The sequence below is a fragment of the Pantoea sp. JZ2 genome, from assembly GCF_035191405.1.
GTDB classification, from domain to species: domain Bacteria; phylum Pseudomonadota; class Gammaproteobacteria; order Enterobacterales; family Enterobacteriaceae; genus Pantoea; species Pantoea stewartii.
In genome coordinates this window covers 2,133,379-2,146,468 of record NZ_CP045247.1, presented here as the reverse complement: position 1 = coordinate 2,146,468, position 13,090 = coordinate 2,133,379, and the positions used below count along the sequence as shown (strand labels likewise).

Genomic DNA, 13,090 nt, shown 5'->3' with positions numbered 1-13,090 from the left:
AATGGGCGTGATACGAAAGAGGTGGCGGTAACAGTCGTGGTTTTCATAGCGTCTCCTGTAGAATCCACCTCAGTATCGCTGCCCTGTGTTAAGGAAACATTAAGCGCTACATTCCCTGTCGCGGCTTAAACCTTCCCGACAGGGTGCCCACCGCTTGCCCTGTTCCCTGCTACGCTAAACGCATCGTGTGACAAAAAGGCCCCACATCAGACGGCGTTTAACGCGGCTCTCTTTACGCTGACGTCTTCAGAGATGTTGAAAATGCCTGACGTCATCCCCACCTCTTTCCTTCAGACCAGACAGGAGTAACATTTATGGCAATCGAATATGCAGTAATCGCAGGCGGCTGTTTCTGGTGTACAGAAGCGGTTTTTAAAGACGTGATTGGCGTTGAGTCAGTCGAAAGCGGTTACACCGGCGGCGAGCGCCCTAATCCGACCTATGAGCAGGTCTGCAGTGGCGCCACCGGTCATGCAGAAGCCATTCGCATTGGCTTTGATCCTGAGAAGGTCAGCTATGGCGATTTGCTGGACATCAGTTTTGCCACGCATGATCCAACACAGCTTAATCGCCAGGGCAATGACATCGGCACTCAGTATCGCTCCGCCATTTTCCCCGAAACACCCGAGCAGGAAGCTGAAGCCCGTGCCGCGATTGCACGCGCTCAGCAGGATCATGATAAACCGATTGTCACAACCATTGAGCCATTAAAGGCCTGGTATCCGGCAGAAGGTTATCATCAGGACTACTGGGAAGGTGCCGGCCAGCGAAACGGCTATTGCATGGCGGTGATTCCCCCTAAACTGCAAAAGCTGCGTAAGAGTTTTGCCAGTCGGGTTAAAACCGCCCAGTAACCGCCTGCCGCTGAGCGGACTTTACACTGCGTAAAAACGGGCGTTTTGTGATTAAAAAACCCGATTTTGCGCAGCCTTAACGCGATTCGTTCAGAGCTTAAGCGAATAGAAAAAAAGAAAAAAATAGTGCTTGACCGTTTCAGGTCGACTCCCTATAGTAGCGCCCCGTTGACCCAGCGCGGTCAGCAACAATTTGCGGTGAGGTGTCCGAGTGGCTGAAGGAGCACGCCTGGAAAGTGTGTATACGGCAACGTATCGGGGGTTCGAATCCCCCTCTCACCGCCACATTCAAAGAAGAGTCCAGACTCACCTCTGGACTTTTTTTTGCCTGTTCTCCTGAGAGGGGGATGAGAACCCCCGACCGGGGGGCGACAAAACGGCAACGCCGTTTTGCATGGCCGCCAGGCCACCCGAAGGGCGAGCGCAGCGAGTGAATCCCCCTCTCACCGCCAGATTTGAAGAAGCGTCCAGACTAACCTCTGGACTTTTTTTTGCATGTTCTCCTGAGAGGGGGATGAGAACCCCCGACCGGGGGGCGACAAAACGGCAACACCGTTTTGCATGGCCGCCAGGCCACCCGAAGGGCGAGCGCAGCGGGTGAATCCCTCTTTATCTTCCTCTGTCGCACCCAATAAAAAAGGCCTGCCGGTTCACCCGCAGGCCCTTAAAGCACTCGCGCTCACGCGTTACTGCTTATCCCGTGCCCACGTCGCGCTGCTGACATTCACCTTCACCGGCAACAGACCGATCTGGGTAAATTTATCGGCCAGCGCCTGCTGTTCGTTAAACACGTTGGGCGTCATACGTTCCGCCCCAAACGGCATGCGGGCCAGCGCGCGCTGCCAGATGGGTACAGGCAACCCCGTGGAGCCGGAAAGGATTTTTGCGGCGTCAGCCTGATGACTGTTTGCCCAGGTGCTCAGCTGACTCAGCGCGTTCAGCACCTGTTTCGCCGTCTCGGGATGACCATCAGCAAATTTGCGGCTGGCCAGGAAAAAGGTGTAATGCGGCACTAAGCCTTCGGCATTTTTCAGCAGGCGCGCATGGGCCGTGGTTTCGACTTCGGCCAGATACGGATCCCAGATAACCCAGGCGTCGACAGCACCGCGCTGGAAGGCGGCCCGGGCATCGGCAGGCGGAAGATAAACCGGCGTAATATCTTTATACGTCAGCCCCGCCTGCTCCAGCGCAGTCACCAGCAGATAATTAACATCCGATCCTTTGTTCAGCGCCACGCGCTTGCCTTTCAGATCCTTGACACTTTTGATCGTGGAATCGGCCGGCACCACAATGGCCTCGGTCTGCGGGTTGGCCGGCGAGTGGCCAAGGTAGACCAGATCGGCCTGTGCCGCCTGCGCGAAGACAGGTGGCGCATCGCCGGTGGCCGCCAGATCGATACTGCCTACGTTAAGCCCTTCCAGCATCTGCGGGCCTGCCGGGAACTCCACCCAGCGCACATCAATGCCCTGCTTTTTAAATTCGCTGTCGAGCGTGCCACGGTATTTCAGCAGCGCAAAAATATTCGCTTTCTGGAAACCGATATTCACGACCTGGGGTTTGTCTTCCGCCTGTGCTGTCACGAAGGTGCCAAGTTGAGCGAGCGCAATCAGTGCGCTTATCACTATTTTTCTCATTTTTTTTGTCCTGAACGAAGGTGTTGTCAGCGCAACATAACAAATCCGTGCCTGAGGGCTTAATGCGTATAAGTTCTGTCCTTAGTCATAAAACGTCATTGCGGCCAGACTCTGTCCCGGACGTTGATGGCGCGGGGAAACAGACCGAGCGCATAGAAACGATCGGCGATTCTCTGCTGCTCGCGAATAATCGCTAAGTTCATCGCCTGAGTTCGATGACTACGCCGCGCCAGCGCCTGACGTAATGCGCTGTCGGACATGCCCAACTCCTTTGCCAGTAACCTGGCAGCCTCGGCCGGATGGGCATCGATATACTGGCCAGTCTGCTCCAGCGCGGTCATCAACAGGCGCAGTAAATCGGGTGAATGCGTAGCAAACTGGCGATCCGCCAGATAGAACTGATGGTTGCTGACCCGGCCCACGCCATCGGCAATAACGCGCAGTTGATCGCCACGTTCGGCCTCACTCAGTAAAGGGTCCCACATCATCCAGGCATCGACCGCATTCAGGTCGCTGGCGGTTAACGGGTATTTCGGTGGGGCATACACGATACGCACGTCGTCCAGCGTCAGTCCTGCTTCATCGAGGATCTGCAGCAGCAAAAAATGGACGTTAGAACCTTTATTCACCGCAATGCGCTTGCCTTTGAGATCGGCAATCGTCGTGATGGCGCTGTGTCTGGCGACCATCAGGGCAACACTTTGCGGCGCAGGCGGTTCCCAGGCCACATAGACCATGGTGCCCTGATCGGCCTGGGCAAACAGGGGCGGAACTTCGCCTGTCGTACCAAAGTCAATTTCCTGATCGCGCAGAGCATGCAGCAACTGTGGCCCCGCAGGAAATTCACTCCACAACACGCGGACATTCTGGCCCACCAGCTGCTGCTCAAGATGCTGACGGGCTTTGAGAATGCCAAGATTGCCGAACTTCTGGTAACCAATACGCAACTCGCGCTCCTGCACCACAGAGTCTGTCAAAACACGCGATGGCGCGATGGCGCTGCTGCGGCGCGGCTTAATGAGGCCGCAGTGGCCCAGATGGGTGCGCAGGCTGTGACGGCTGATCCCCAACAGCGCTGCCGCCTGGAGCTGATTTCCCTGACTCAGCGCATAGGCATTGCGCACTAAGGATTCAATAATTCTGGGATACAGGGGCGTTTCACTGTGCTGCAGTTGCTGCCGGATAAACTGATCAATCACATCCTGTTCGGGCACCGGTTCAGCCTCAGTCACGCGGCCCAGACGCAGATGCTGGGGGCCAATAAGTGTTTCCTGGCTGAGCAGAACAGCATTATGTAATGTGTTTTCCAGCTCCCGAATATTGCCCGGCCAGGCGTACCGGCTTAACGTCGCGATCGCCTCCTCACTCAGACGCAGCTGAGGTCGGCCCAGTCGGCGCGCATAGTGTTGCAGAAAATACGCGGCCAGCACCGGTATATCCTCACGGCGCTCGCGCAGAGGCGGCAGCGCCACGCTGGCCACATTCAGCCGGTAATAGAGATCCTCGCGGAAGCGCCGTTCGGCAATCGCACCGGTCAGGTCGCGGTTCGTGGCGGCAAGCACCCGAACATTTACCTTTATCGCCTGAGATGAACCTACCCGGGTAATCTCTCTCTCCTGCAATACGCGCAACAGTTTTACCTGGAGCGGCAAACTGAGTTCACCGATCTCATCCAGCAGCAGCGTGCCGCCCTGCGCCGCCTCGAACCAGCCATGATGACGTTCCGTGGCACCGGTAAACGCGCCCTTCTCATGCCCAAACAGTTCTGACTCGGCAAGACTTTCCGTCAGTGCGCCGCAGTTCACGGCGACAAAGGGCGCGCAGCGGCGCGGGCTGTGATGATGCAGATAGCGCGCCATCACCTCTTTACCGGTGCCGGTTTCGCCAATGATTAACACCGTGGCATCCGTAGGCGCCAGGCGATCCAGGATACTTTTGAAGGCCAGAGAAGCCGGGTCAATTAAATCGGGACCAGCGTGTTCCATAGCGAATACCTGCAAAGTGACTGAGCGCTCACGATAACGCTAAGCGTGAAGGGAAACGAGCCACGGGCTGAGCCCCTGTGCTGCAAATGCAGCACTGAAGTTCAACGCCTGCTGCATTTGCAACAGCGCGTACCTGAAAGCTGAAATCATAACGCTATAAATTCAAAGGAAAAAATGACCAGACACAGTTGGCACGTATGCTGCTAATGGCTTTATAACTGAAAGATTGCTTTTCATTTGCCAATTTCAAATATCGTTATAAAGGAATCTGCTAATGCCTGAAGCCTCTGCGAAAAACATTAATCTGTTCTGGTTTTTACCCACCCACGGTGACGGACGTTATCTGGGAACCACCCAGGGCGGAAGAGCGGTCGATCTGCCCTATCTGCAACAGGTCGCCCTGGCGGCAGACAATCTGGGTTTCTACGGCGTACTGATCCCCACGGGTAAAAGTTGTGAAGATTCCTGGCTGGTGGCGGCGGCCCTGGCCCCCATCACTAAACAGCTGCGTTATCTGGTGGCGGTCAGGCCGGGGTTGCAGCCGCCGAGCCTGGCGGCGCGCATGGCGGCAACGCTGGACCGTCTGTCAGACGGGCGCTTACTGATCAATGTGGTGACGGGTGGCGATCCGGTGGAAAATAAAGGCGACGGTATTTTCCTGAGTCATGCCGAACGCTATCAGGTCACACGGGAGTTCCTGGAGGTCTATTCCCGTTTGCTGAAAGGCGAGAAAGTGGACTTCCACGGTGAACATATTCGTGTGGAGGGCGCTGAAATTCTGTTTCCGCCTGTGCAGGCCGACGGTCCACCGCTCTACTTTGGTGGTTCGTCGGACGATGCGGTCGACGTGGCCGCCAGTCAGGTCGATACTTATCTCACCTGGGGCGAACCCGTTGAGCAGGTTGCCGCCAAACTGGACGTTGTGCGCCAGCGGGCGCAGGAACGTGGCCGGGCGTTGTCCTACGGCATTCGACTGCACGTTATTGTGCGTGAAACCGAAGAGGAAGCCTGGGCGGCAGCCGATAAACTGATAGCTCATCTGGATGATGAAACCATCGCATCCGCTCAGAAGATCTTTGCCCGTATGGATTCGACAGGCCAGGCGCGCATGAGTGCACTGCACGGCGGTTCACGCGAGGGCTTACGCATCGGCCCCAATTTATGGGCAGGCGTCGGACTGGTGCGCGGCGGCGCGGGCACTGCACTGGTCGGCAACCCTCAGCAGGTGGCAGCGCGTATTCGGGAATACCAGGCGCTGGGCATTGATAACTTTATTCTGTCGGGCTATCCGCATCTGGAAGAAGCGCACCGGGTAGCCGAGTTACTGATGCCACTGCTGCCGCTGTCGACGCACGCCGGGAAAGCACAGCGCAGCGTGAATACAGGTCCCTTTGGTGAAACTATCGGTGGCGATCGTCGTCCCGAAAAAAGCGCCAGTGCCAGCTAACAAATGAGGCGGTTTATGTCAGAGCAGCATATTGTCATCGTGGGCGGTGGATTTAGCGGGACAGCGCTGGCCGTGCATCTGGGTCGTCTGGGCCAGGCCGGACTGCGTGTCACGCTCATCGAACCCCGGTCGCAGCTGGCGCAGGGCGTTGCCTACTCGACGGCCGATCCGGCTCACCGCCTTAATGTACCCGCGTCACGCATGCAGCTGGCGGGAGAGGAAGAAGGCAGCTTTGATCGCTGGTATCGCGCCTCTGATGCATATGTCAGCGATCCCGCCGCGCGCTGGCACGATGGTCATGTCTATCCTCAGCGCAGGCAGTTTGCCCGTTGGGTCAATGCACAGTTCGAAGCGGCACAACGTGAGTCGCCTGTCGTTCTGGCGCATCTGCAGGATCGCGCTGTGGCTTTCCGGGACGGCACGGTCAGCACCGCCGCCGGCAAACACCTTGCCGCCGACATTGTGGTCCTGGCCGTCAGTCATCCCGCGCCGTCGTTGCCTGGCGCGTTAACCGCACTGGCTGACCATCCCGCCATCATCGCCGATCCCTGGCAGGAGAACGCCCTCGCCTCTGTCGGTCCGGAGGAGCGCATCGCCATTGTGGGCAGCGGCTTAACGATGGCGGATATGGTGGCCACGCTGGATCGCCACGGGCACCGCGGCCCTGTCACCGTGTTTTCACGCCGTGGACAACTTCCCCGGCCCAATATCAGTCAGCATGACCTCAGTTGGTCGCTTGAAGGGCACCTTGCCAGGCCAGCGGGTGTGCGCTGCTGGTTACGGCGCATCCGCCAGGACATGCGTCAGGCGGCGGCGCGCGGGCTTCCGTGGCAGGTCGTCTTTGATGAGGTTCGTCGGCAGGGCCAGCCCCTCTGGCAGAGCCTGCCACTGAATGAGCAACGGCGCTTTCTGCGCCATCTGCGGCCGTGGTGGGATGTGCACCGCTACCGCATTGCGCCACAGGCAGGCCAGGTGCTGAACGCGCGGCAGGAAAACGGATCGTTGCAGGTGATGGCGGCGCGGCTGACGGCGGCAGAGTCCAGCCATTCTGCGGTACGGCTGCATCTGCAAACTCGCTCGGGCGAAGTCGTGACGCGGGAGGTGGATAAGGTGATCGTGACCACCGGCCCGGCGCACGGGAAACTGGTACAACATGATGCCCTGCTACGCCAGTTGTGTGATGACGGCGTCATCCGGCCCGATCCTTTAGCGCTTGGCATTGATGTCAATGCCCTGTCGCAGACGCGAACGGCACAGGGCCACAGCAATTCCCATCTGTATGTGGTCGGTCCCGCGGCCCGCGGTCGGTTTGGTGAACTGATGGGCCTGCCGCAGGTGGCAATGCATGCGGAAGCGGTTGCCCGTCAACTGCTGAATCTCACAACCGCTACGCTAAACGAGCGATGTCCCCTTTCACTGACTGACTAATCACTTACCTGTTTATTATCCCCCTAAAAAGTGGGCGGCACCGGCGTGCCGCATCCGCTCAGGAGCCTGCTATGCCTAAACAACGTGAAATCCGCTTAAATGCCTTTGATATGAATTGCGTGGGTCATCAGTCACCCGGCCTGTGGGCGCATCCGCGCGATCGCTCCTGGCAGTACAAAGACCTGGAATACTGGACAGACTTAGCCGTGCTGCTGGAGCGCGGTAAATTTGACGGCCTGTTTATCGCCGATGTACTGGGCATTTATGATGTTTTTAACGGCAACAATGATGCCGCCCTTCGCAGTGCCTCTCAGGTGCCGGTTAACGATCCGCTGGCGCTGATCACCCCAATGGCGATGGTCACTCAGCATCTCGGTTTCGGCCTGACCGCCTCGCTTTCGTTTGAGCATCCTTATCCGTTTGCGCGCAGGATGTCGACGCTGGACCATCTTACCAAAGGGCGGATTGGCTGGAACATCGTCACCTCCTATCTGGAAAGCGGCGCACGCAATCTGGGCCAGGCCACGCAAACCCGTCATGATGCCCGTTACGATTATGCAGATGAGTATTTGCAGGTGGTTTATAAACTGCTGGAAGGCAGCTGGGAAGACGACGCCGTTATCCGCGACCGGGAGCGCCATATCTTCAGCGATCCGAACAAAGTCCATCCGATCAACCATCAGGGCACCTTTTTCCAGGTGCCGGGCATTCATCTGTGTGAGCCGTCACCACAGCGCACGCCGGTGTTATATCAGGCGGGTGCCTCCAGCCGCGGTAAGGCTTTTGCCGCGCAACATGCCGAGTGCGTGTTTGTTGCCGCGCCGTCTAAGGTGCTGCTCAGGAAAACCGTGGCCGATATTCGTCGGCGCGCAGAGGAGGCCGGACGCGATCCGCGCAGCATTCTCATTTTCAATATGCAAACCGTGATCGTGGGCGAGACCGATAAGCTGGCCCAGGCCAAATGGCAGGATTACAAACGTTATGTCAGCCACGAAGGTGCCCTTGCCCTGATTTCCGGCTGGACCGGCATTGACTTTAGTCAGTATCAACCCGATCAGGTGTTTAAACATCTTCATACCGATGCGATTCAGTCTGTTGTAGAGAGCTTCTCGACCGCCGATCCGCAGCGTGAATGGACGGTGCAAAACATGGCCGACTGGGTAGGCATTGGCGGCTTTGGGCCGTTGCTGGTGGGCAGCACCGAAACCGTGGCAGATGAACTACAGAGCTGGGTGGAGGAAACAGACGTTGACGGTTTTAATCTGGCTTATGCCGTTACCCATGAAACCTTTGCTGACGTCGTGAACCTGCTGGTGCCGGAACTGCAAAAACGCGGCGTATATAAGCAGGATTACCAGCCCGGCACGTTACGGGAGAAGCTTTTTGGGCTGGGCGATCGCCTTACTCATCCTCATCCTGGTGCCAGCTACCGACGCACGCCCTCGTCAGCGGGCCTGATCGTCCCTGCTGAAGCCTCATAACATAACGAGACGGCTTCGTTAGCCTGATTCACCCAACCCATACCGGAAGCGTGCCCACGTTTCCGGTCTTTTTCATGCCTGAGAATAAAAAATAACTTATTGAAATTAAAGCATTCCTTATCACTTTTTCTTGTTTGTTTACTGCGTATGCACTGCTTATAAAGGCAGCACCTGTACAGACAATAACGAGGAAAACATGAGCACTCTCAATATCGATGATGATGTGGCGATCCCCTCGCCGCCTTCCACACCGGTTCGCTCCGTCAACGATGTGGCCCGACTGATCAATACGCAAAGTGACAAAAACAGCTATGCGCGCTGGATCGTGTTTCTGGCGCTGGGCGGCGTTTTTCTGGATGCCTATGACCTCACGACGCTGTCCTACGGCATCGATGATGTCGTTAAGACGTTTAGCTTAACGCCAACCTTAACCGGGCTGGTCACCTCCTCCATTATGATCGGCACCATTGTGGGCAACCTGGCTGGCGGCTGGCTGACCGATAAATACGGTCGCTATTCGGTGTTTATGGCAGACATGCTTTTTTTCGTCGTTTCTGCCCTCGCTGCCGGTCTGGCTCCGAATGTCTGGGTACTGATCGGGGCGCGCTTTTTGATGGGCATTGGTGTGGGAATGGATTTGCCTGTGGCCATGGCCTATCTGGCCGAATTCTCGAAGTTTTCGGGTAAAGGCAACAAAGCTGCGCGACTGGCGGCCTGGTGCCCGATGTGGTATGCCGCCTCGTCGGTCTGCTTTTTCATCATCTTCGCCCTCTACTTCCTGTTGCCAGCCCAGCACATTGACTGGCTGTGGCGGGCATCGCTGTTGTTTGGTGCCGTGCCTGCCCTGCTGATTATTGCCGTGCGCAGCAAGTTTATGAACGAATCGCCTTTATGGGCGGCTAATCAGGGAGATTTACGCGGTGCGGTCCGTATTCTGCGTGAGTCCTATGGCATCCAGGCACATGAAGATAAGTCCCCTGCCATCGAGCCTGTCGCACCGGCGGTCAGTTTCCGCGTGCTGTTCCAGAAGCCATATCGCGAACGCACTATCGTGGCAGCGGTGATGAACGCCTGTATCGCTTTTGAATATACGGCTATCGCATTTTTCCTCCCCTCGATTCTGGCGCAGTTTCTGGGCGCGGGCGTGTTCGAAACCATTGCCGCCTCACTGGGACTTAATGCGCTGTTCGCCTTTACCGGCGGCCTGCTGGGCATGCGACTGGCCTGGAAATTTCCCTCTCGTCATGTGGCCATCGCGGGGTTTGCGCTACAGTTTATCGCCCTGATTTCACTGGCCTTGATCGGGCATCCTGAAGCCACTTACGGTGTGGTCTTTGCCATTCTGCTGCTGGGAGTGTGGCTGTTTGCCGAAGGGTTCGGACCCGGTGCGCAGTTAATGATCTATCCCGCCCTCGCCTATCCCACATCTATTCGCGCCACCGGCGTCGGGTTTAGCCGTTCGATCTCTGGTGCAGGAAGCGCACTGGCGCTGTTCATTCTGCCGATATTGCAGGCGGCTTATGGCACCAACCTGTTCTGGATCGTGTCACTGGCCGCTCTCATCCCCATCATTTTCCTGCTTGTGGTGCGCTTTGAACCGACGCGCCACGATATTGATGACCCGTCAGCTCAAGGAGAACACCATGTCTGAACCTGATTACACCCGTCTGGCAGAACGCTTTCGTCCTGTTTTTGCCCGCATCGCCGACGGGGCCGCTGCACGCGAACGCGACCGGACACTGTTGCATGAGCCGATAAACTGGCTTAAGGCGGCGGGCTTTGGCACGCTGCGTATCCCAACGGCTAATGGCGGCCTGGGAGCCTCGCTGCCGCAGCTTTTTCGTTTGCTCACCGAGCTGGCAGAAGCGGATTCCAATCTGCCTCAGGCTCTGCGCGCCCATATGGCCTTTGTCGAGGATCGCCTCAATCAACCTGACAGCGAAGACCGTCAACGCTGGTTTCGCCGCTTTGTTGATGGCGACATCGTCGGCAGTGGCTGGAGTGAAACGGGCAGCGTCAGGCTGGGAGACGTGAATACCACCGTTTCCCCTACCGGGCACGGTTGGCAACTGACGGGCGAAAAGTTTTACAGCACCGGCACACTCTATGCCGACTGGATTGATGTGTACGCTAAGCGCACCGACAACCAGCGCGACGTGATTGCGGTGGTGAGCACTCATCAGGACAGCGTTGAGCGGGACGATGACTGGGATGGATTTGGGCAACGCCTGACCGGTAGCGGCACTACGCGCTTTCGCGAGGCGCACGTGGAGCCTGCGCATGTGTATGACTTTAGTGAACGCTTTCGCTATCAGACGGCTTTTTATCAGCATGTCTTACTCGCGACCCTGGCCGGCATTGGTCGCGCTATTGTGCGGGATGTGTCCCGGAGCGTTGCACAACGAAAACGTATTTACAGCCACGGTAATGCCCGCCAGGTCAAACAGGATGTGCAGGTGTTGCAGGTTGTCGGCCAGATAAGTAGTTGGGTCTGGGCGACAGATGCCGCCGTGCAGCATGCCACGCCGTCGCTCCAGCTTGCGTTTGATGCGCACCAACAAGGGCAAGCAGAAAGCCTGATTCACGCCGCCAACGTGCAGGCCGAAGTGGAGGCCGCCAAAGCGCAGGTCGTCGCCGTTGAATGGATTACCCGCGCGGCCAGCGAGTTATTTAATGCGCTGGGCGCGTCAGATACGCGGGTGATAAACGCGCTGGACAGGCACTGGCGCAATGCCCGAACCATCGCGTCCCACAATCCGGTGATATACAAGAGCCGAAATGTCGGCGACTGGGAAGTGAACCGGCGCGATCCGACCTTTATCTGGCAGATCGGCAGCGATGAATGATCGCGGCCAGGCGGCGAATCTGAGACACAAAAAAACCCGGCCGGAGCCGGGTTTGGTCGCTACATGACTCAATAGAACGCTAGCTGTACGCGTGCAGAGTGCGCTGACACAGCGCGGAACGCACACAATCCTCTTTGCCGAAACGGACAATGCCAACCATCTCGTCCTCTTCGAAACGCGCCAGCGCGTCTGCGAGACCGGAAGGCACCCCAGCGGGCAAATCGCACTGGGTAATATCGCCGTTAACAATCACCGTGACATTTTCGCCAAGGCGGGTCAGGAACATTTTCATCTGCGCAGCCGTCACGTTCTGCGCTTCGTCCAGAATCACTACCGCATTTTCAAAGGTGCGGCCGCGCATATAGGCAAAAGGCGCAATTTCCACTTTGCCGATTTCCGGACGCAGACAATATTGCATAAAGGATGCGCCAAGACGTTTAACCAGAATGTCGTAAACCGGGCGGAAATAGGGGGCGAATTTCTCTGAGATATCACCAGGAAGGAATCCCAGATCCTCATCCGCCTGTAGCACCGGGCGCGTAACGATAATCCTGTCGATATCCTTATGAATCAGGGCCTCTGCTGCTTTCGCAGCACTAATCCAGGTTTTGCCGCAGCCCGCTTCGCCCGTGGCGAAGATAAGCTGTTTTGTTTCTATGGCGTTAAGATAATGCGCCTGAGCTTCATTTCGGGCTTCAATCGGCGCACGGTCACGCACATCGCGTGCCATGCCAATTGCATCAAGCCCACCCATTTGCACCAGCGAAGTGACCGATTCTTCTTCACGCTGACGATGACTGCGTGAGTCATTACGAAGCACTCGTCTTGCTTCTCGACGCGCTTTGATCACTGCTTTCTGTCTTCCCATAGTGGCACCTTACAGTTGGTTTCATTTCCCGCTTCAGGCAATACGCCCGTTGCGATTACGTGAACGCTTTAGAGGTTTCAGTTGGCTTCCTTTAGAGCCGTGACAGGCCATGACGATTGATATCCGGCAGCAAAACAGCCTGACCGTATACCGGTAAAAAAGGAGTGAAGTTGAAGAGAGAAAACACATTGAAATGTAAAAGCGGTTGAGGAAGAACGTCCCTCACGGGTGAGTGCGATATTGTTTACTGCTGAACGGCTGTAAAAACATCTATCCATGCGCGAACTCCAGTGTGAGACATCAACACGCCCGATTACGCTTTCATAGTAAAGTGAACCATCTTATTGGTATTTTGCAACAGTATTTTCACTTTCATGAAAAATAAATATTCAACCGGCCGTTAACGAAGACCTTACTTAAATTAAATTACGTATTTATTACAGAGGGTTAGTATATTTTACGTCACGTTAAAAAGCGTGTTAAACGGGGCGATAAAAAAGCCGTACGGGGAAAAAACGGCAATATGAAAACACGGCACGCTGCGCTG

Annotated in this window: 9 protein-coding genes and 1 tRNA gene; 7 read left to right on the top strand and 3 right to left on the bottom strand. The window is 56.6% G+C overall.

Translation table 11 applies throughout. From position 1 onward, the window contains the following. Positions 1-314: 314 nt before the first annotated feature. Both msrA and GC087_RS10335 read left to right on the top strand, forming a co-directional pair. Positions 315-854: a peptide-methionine (S)-S-oxide reductase MsrA gene (msrA, locus tag GC087_RS10340; RefSeq protein ID WP_006120229.1), complete on the top strand. Its 540-nt coding sequence runs from the start codon at positions 315-317 to the stop codon at positions 852-854. A 197-nt stretch (positions 855-1,051) separates the two neighbouring features. After that, a tRNA-Ser gene (locus tag GC087_RS10335) sits at positions 1,052-1,139 on the top strand. Positions 1,140-1,540: 401 nt separating this feature from the next. On the opposite strand, the gene GC087_RS10330 is transcribed toward GC087_RS10335, so the two are convergent. Together GC087_RS10330 and GC087_RS10325 are read right to left on the bottom strand one after the other, a co-directional pair. Continuing rightward, on the bottom strand, positions 1,541-2,488 hold the full coding sequence (locus tag GC087_RS10330; RefSeq protein WP_039343199.1) for a sulfonate ABC transporter substrate-binding protein: 948 nt from the start codon (positions 2,486-2,488) through the stop codon (positions 1,541-1,543). 95 nt (positions 2,489-2,583) lie between these two features. Further along, positions 2,584-4,473 carry a sigma-54-dependent Fis family transcriptional regulator gene (locus GC087_RS10325; RefSeq protein ID WP_324030501.1) on the bottom strand — a complete coding sequence of 630 codons (1,890 nt, stop codon included), beginning with the start codon at positions 4,471-4,473 and terminating at the stop codon, positions 2,584-2,586. A gap of 274 nt (positions 4,474-4,747) precedes the next feature. On the opposite strand from GC087_RS10325, the gene ssuD reads away from it, so the two are divergent. The 5 genes from ssuD to GC087_RS10300 all read left to right on the top strand — a co-directional run bounded on the left by ssuD (position 4,748) and on the right by GC087_RS10300 (position 11,675). Continuing rightward, complete coding sequence (gene ssuD / locus GC087_RS10320; RefSeq protein ID WP_006120226.1) at positions 4,748-5,920, top strand: FMNH2-dependent alkanesulfonate monooxygenase; 1,173 nt, start codon at positions 4,748-4,750, stop codon at positions 5,918-5,920. A 15-nt stretch (positions 5,921-5,935) separates the two neighbouring features. Beyond that, positions 5,936-7,348: an FAD/NAD(P)-binding protein gene (locus GC087_RS10315; RefSeq protein WP_324030497.1), complete on the top strand. Its 1,413-nt coding sequence runs from the start codon at positions 5,936-5,938 to the stop codon at positions 7,346-7,348. 71 nt (positions 7,349-7,419) lie between these two features. Beyond that, positions 7,420-8,829: an LLM class flavin-dependent oxidoreductase gene (locus tag GC087_RS10310; RefSeq protein WP_033742023.1), complete on the top strand. Its 1,410-nt coding sequence runs from the start codon at positions 7,420-7,422 to the stop codon at positions 8,827-8,829. Between the two features lie 196 nt (positions 8,830-9,025). After that, a complete protein-coding gene (locus GC087_RS10305; protein ID WP_054633624.1) occupies positions 9,026-10,480 on the top strand; it encodes an MFS transporter in 1,455 nt (484 codons plus the stop codon). After that, on the top strand, positions 10,473-11,675 hold the full coding sequence (locus tag GC087_RS10300) for an acyl-CoA dehydrogenase family protein (protein WP_324030495.1): 1,203 nt from the start codon (positions 10,473-10,475) through the stop codon (positions 11,673-11,675). The genes GC087_RS10305 and GC087_RS10300 overlap by 8 nt, the downstream gene beginning before the upstream one ends. Before the next feature lie 79 nt (positions 11,676-11,754). Here GC087_RS10300 and phoH read toward each other — a convergent pair whose 3' ends face one another. Then, on the bottom strand, positions 11,755-12,543 hold the full coding sequence (phoH, locus tag GC087_RS10295) for a phosphate starvation-inducible protein PhoH (RefSeq protein WP_006120221.1): 789 nt from the start codon (positions 12,541-12,543) through the stop codon (positions 11,755-11,757). Between the last annotated feature and the right edge of the window lie 547 nt (positions 12,544-13,090).

Coding starts and splice junctions, on each gene's coding strand:
- msrA (WP_006120229.1), top strand. CDS start 315: ATGGCAATCGAATATGCAGTAATCGCAGGCGGCTGTTTCTGGTGTACA.
- GC087_RS10330 (WP_039343199.1), bottom strand. CDS start 2,488: ATGAGAAAAATAGTGATAAGCGCACTGATTGCGCTCGCTCAACTTGGC.
- GC087_RS10325 (WP_324030501.1), bottom strand. CDS start 4,473: ATGGAACACGCTGGTCCCGATTTAATTGACCCGGCTTCTCTGGCCTTC.
- ssuD (WP_006120226.1), top strand. CDS start 4,748: ATGCCTGAAGCCTCTGCGAAAAACATTAATCTGTTCTGGTTTTTACCC.
- GC087_RS10315 (WP_324030497.1), top strand. CDS start 5,936: ATGTCAGAGCAGCATATTGTCATCGTGGGCGGTGGATTTAGCGGGACA.
- GC087_RS10310 (WP_033742023.1), top strand. CDS start 7,420: ATGCCTAAACAACGTGAAATCCGCTTAAATGCCTTTGATATGAATTGC.
- GC087_RS10305 (WP_054633624.1), top strand. CDS start 9,026: ATGAGCACTCTCAATATCGATGATGATGTGGCGATCCCCTCGCCGCCT.
- GC087_RS10300 (WP_324030495.1), top strand. CDS start 10,473: ATGTCTGAACCTGATTACACCCGTCTGGCAGAACGCTTTCGTCCTGTT.
- phoH (WP_006120221.1), bottom strand. CDS start 12,543: ATGGGAAGACAGAAAGCAGTGATCAAAGCGCGTCGAGAAGCAAGACGA.